The sequence below is a fragment of the Nakamurella sp. genome (assembly GCF_048594475.1).
In the GTDB taxonomy this organism is placed as follows: domain Bacteria; phylum Actinomycetota; class Actinomycetes; order Mycobacteriales; family Nakamurellaceae; genus Nakamurella.
Window position 1 is genome coordinate 1 of sequence record NZ_JBMDXT010000303.1, and the last position, 4045, is coordinate 4045.

The following is a 4045-nucleotide window of genomic DNA, read 5'->3' on the forward strand; positions in this document are numbered from 1 at the left end:
CCGGGGCCGGCGATGAAGGACCTGCTGCTGGTGGGCGGCGCCGTCGTGCTGCTGGCCTTCGTCGTGCTGGCCATCCGGTTTCCCCGGGTGTCCCTGCTGACGCTGGTCGCGCTGGACGTGTCGAACATCAACGGGGTCATCGCCGACCAGGTGGGCACCAGCCCGTACAAGCCGCAGCTCGGCCTGGCCGTGATCGCCGTGCTGGTGATGGTGCGCCGCCGGATGTTCCGGTTCGCCTGGTCCCCGGTCCTGCTCGGGCTGATGATGCTGGCCGCCGGGTTCTGCCTGAGCTTCGTGGCCACCGCCGATCCGGTGGCCTCGCTGGACCTGCTGCTGTCCTACGCGCGCGACTTCCTCTACTTCCTGGTCGTCTACGCGCTGCTGCTGTCCACCGACGCGCTCAAGACGTGCACGGCCGCCGCGGTGCTGGTGCTCGCGGCGCTGGCCGGGTTGACCGTCGTGCACGAATTCGTGCTGCACAACTCCGGGTCGCTGTTCGGGCTCAGCCGGGTGCCGCTGGTCCAGGAGGGCGGCGCGCTGACGCCACGGCACGCCGGCACCTCGTCGGACGTGAACTTCTGGGCCCGGTTGCTGATCATGTTCACGCCGATGGCGCTGTCCCTGCTGGCGATGAGCCGCGGCTGGCGGGACCGGGTGCTCTGGGCCGGCGCGGCCCTGGCCCTGCTGCTCGGGGTGTACCTGACCCAGTCCCGCGGCGGGTTCATCGCCCTGTTCGTCGGGCTGATCGTCTGGGCCGTGCTGGCCGGCGGCCGGTACCGCAGGGCGCTGCTCTACCTGCCACTCGCCCTGCTGGTGATCGTGCCGCTCAGCGGCATCGGCAGCCGGCTGAGCACGCTGACCGACGTGCTCTCGGGCTCGACCACGACCGCCGACCCATCGGTCGTCACCCGCAAGCGGCTGCAGCTCGACGCCTGGCACATGTTCCTGGACCGGCCGGTCACCGGGAACGGGATCGGCAGCTACATCACCCTGTTCCCGCAGTACGACCGGCTGGCCAACTTCGACGACCCGGTCACCATCGTGGTCGCCGCCCACAACTTCTACTTCGAGCAGGCCGCCGACGGTGGCGTCCTGCTGCTGCTGGGCTGGGCCCTGTTCTTCGGCAGCGTGCTGTTCGTCGCACTGCGCACAATGATCGGGGCCGCCCGGCTGGGCGACGACACCCTGCGCTTCCTGGCGCTGGGCGTCATCGGCGGGCTGGTCGGCTGGCTGCTGGCCAGCGTGTTCCTGCACCTGTCGGACTTCCGGGCGTTGCTGCTGCTCGCCGCGCTGGCCGCGGTCGCCGACGTCCGCTGCCGGGCCGCCCTCGCCGCCGCGGACCGGCCGGTCGTGGCCGACGGCCCGGTCGCTCCCGTCGGCCCGGACGGTCCTGTCGGCGCGGTCGCTCCCGTCGGCGCGGACGCGGCCGGCGGCCCGGCCGACCCGCCCGTCCCGCGCCGGCCGGGGCGGGCCGCGGTGCTCGCCTGGGCCGGGGTCGCGGTGCTCGGCCTGGCCGGCACGGCCGGTGCGCTGGCCGCCGGCCACACCGTCTACACCAGCACGACGACGCTGGGCGTGGTGCCGTCGGGGGCGGTCGGCGGGGCCACCGCGTACGAGCTGGACGTGGTCAGCCGCGGGCTGATCGTGCCGACGCTGGCCGAGGTGCTCGACCGCTCGATCGATCCCGAGGCGCTGGCGGCGCAGGCCGACCGGTTCCCGGGCAGCGCCCCGGCGGCCGGGGCCACGGTCGACGTCGCGCCGTCCCGGTTGGGCGGGGCGGTGGTGGTCACGGTCACCGCCGACGAGGCCGGCGTGGCCACCGACCTGACCCGGGCCGCGGTGGCGACGAGCAAGGCGACGGTGGCCGGGCTGCAGGCCGGGTACCTGCTGGCCGGCGAACCGGCCCAGCCGCAGCCGGCATCCTCGCCGCCGGGGTGGGTGGTGGCCGCACTCGCCGGGGTGGCCGTCCTGGGCGTGGTGATGACCGGGCTGCCCGCCCGTCGCCGGCGGCGGGCGGCCGGTGACCCGGCGGTCCCGGCGAGCACGAGCGCGACGCCGAACGGGCCCGGCGGCGGGACGGCGGCGGTGGCGGACCCGGCCCGGGTGCGGGCGGACCCGGCGGCCGGCAGCGCCGGACGCGAACGGGACGAGGACGCCATGGCTCCCGGATGACTAGGCCTATAGAGTGATAATTAAAGCCATTCGGGTGTACGTAACACGACATATCCGCCGTCCATCACTCGCTACGTCATTGCAGGTGAGCCATCGATGACCACATTGCGCTCCAACTCGACGAACTCGTCCACCGGCGCGACAGCCACCGATCCCGAACCGAAGCCGTCGGAACGGCGCGGGTCGCGGACGCGGCGGTTCCTGTGGCGGATCCGCGCCTGGATGATCGTGCTGCCGGTCGACGTCCTGATGCTGCTCACGCCGATCCTGTGGGCGCCGCAGGAGTACGCGGCCGCCCTGGCGACGGCCGCGTTGTCCCTGTTCTTCATCGTCGACCGGGGCCGCTACCACGCCCGGCTGCACGTCAGCGTCCTGGACGAGCTGCCGAGCCTGCTGGCCAGCCTGCTGACCGCGGCCGCGATCGTGGCGACGGCCGTCGTGCTGCTGCCGGACCAGATCCCGGTGACCGAGTACATCCGGAACGCGGGGATCGCCATCGTGCTGGTGATCGTCGGCCGCATGATCACCTCGTACCTGATCATCTTCAGCCGCAAGCGGCGGATCAGCCACCACCGGACCGTGATCATCGGCGGCGGGCCGACCGCGGCCGAGCTCATCCGCATCCTCAAGGAGCACCAGCGGTACGGGCTCTCGGTGGTCGGCTTCGTCGAGGACACCGACGACTGTGCCGCCGGCTCGGTCTCCGAGCGGCTGGGCAACATCTCGGATCTGGACTTCGTGGTCACCCGGCGGCGGGTCGACGTGATCGTGGTGGCCGACTCGGCGACCCCGGAACGCACGCTGATCGAGGAGGTCCGGGCGCCGGCGAGCTCCAAGTGCGACCTGCTGGTCGTGCCCCGGATGCACCAGTTCCGCACCGAGTCCGGGGGATCGGACCACATCGGGTCGATCCCGATCATGCGGATCGGCCAGCCCCGGCTGAGCGGGCCGGCGACGATGGTCAAGCGGGTGTTCGACGTGCTGGTGGCCGGCCTGGCGCTGATCCTGCTCTCGCCGATCCTGGCGATCTGCGCGCTGGCCGTGCGCATCGACGGCGGGCCCGGCGTGATCTTCCGGCAGCCCCGGGTGGGCCGCAACGGCGAGCTGTTCGACTGCCTCAAGCTCCGGTCGATGCGCCCGGCGAACAGTGCCGAGTCGGCGACCAACTGGTCGATCGCCAACGACAACCGGGTGAGCCCGGTCGGCCGGATCCTGCGCCGGACGTCGCTGGACGAGCTGCCGCAGCTGTGGAACATCGTGCGCGGCGACATGAGCATCGTCGGGCCCCGGCCGGAGCGGCCGCACTTCGTCCAGCAGTTCTCCGAGCAGTACGACCGCTACGCCTACCGGCACCGGGTGCAGGTCGGGTTGACCGGGCTGGCGCAGGTCAGCGGGCTGCGCGGCGACACCTCCATCGCCGACCGCGCCCGGTACGACAACTACTACATCGAGAACTGGTCGCTCTGGCTCGACGTCAAGATCATCATCCGGACGTTCGTCGAGGTCGTCTTCGCCCGCGGCCGGTGAGCCGTGGCCGGGCGACAGCGAACGATGGTCGTCATCACTGCTCTGCGACCGGGTGACATCGCCCCGATCGGAATAGCCTTGGTGCGGAGCATCCGCGATGCGGTGGGCTCGTCCACCCCGGGCCGCGGTGGCCCGATCGGCCGAAGGGACAGCTCATGAGGGTGGCGCGGGCCGACCGGCGATCCCCGGGACCCGATCCGGCTCGCGCGACCCCCGAGCTCGCCGCCCCCGCCGGCCCGAGCGCGGCCGGGACGGGTGGGTTCGCCGGGCCGGGACCGGTGGACCGGGCCGTGCCCGCAGCCGGTCGGGTGGGCGGATCGGAGCCGGCGGCGCTGCGGCGCAGCGG

2 protein-coding genes and 1 pseudogene are annotated in these 4045 nt (G+C 72.8%); all 3 read left to right on the forward strand.

Going from position 1 to position 4045, the window contains the following annotated elements:
• A partial coding sequence (locus tag ACOJUF_RS13925; protein WP_420122430.1) for an O-antigen ligase family protein occupies nt 1-2172 on the forward strand: 2172 nt, incomplete at its 5' end.
• 222 nt (nt 2173-2394) lie between these two features.
• The gene (locus ACOJUF_RS13930) at nt 2395-3699 is read left to right on the forward strand and encodes a sugar transferase (RefSeq protein WP_420122431.1); all 1305 of its coding nucleotides are present in this window, start codon (nt 2395-2397) and stop codon (nt 3697-3699) included.
• Between the two features lie 155 nt (nt 3700-3854).
• Nucleotides 3855-4045, forward strand: a pseudogene (locus ACOJUF_RS13935) (hypothetical protein); the annotation flags it as partial.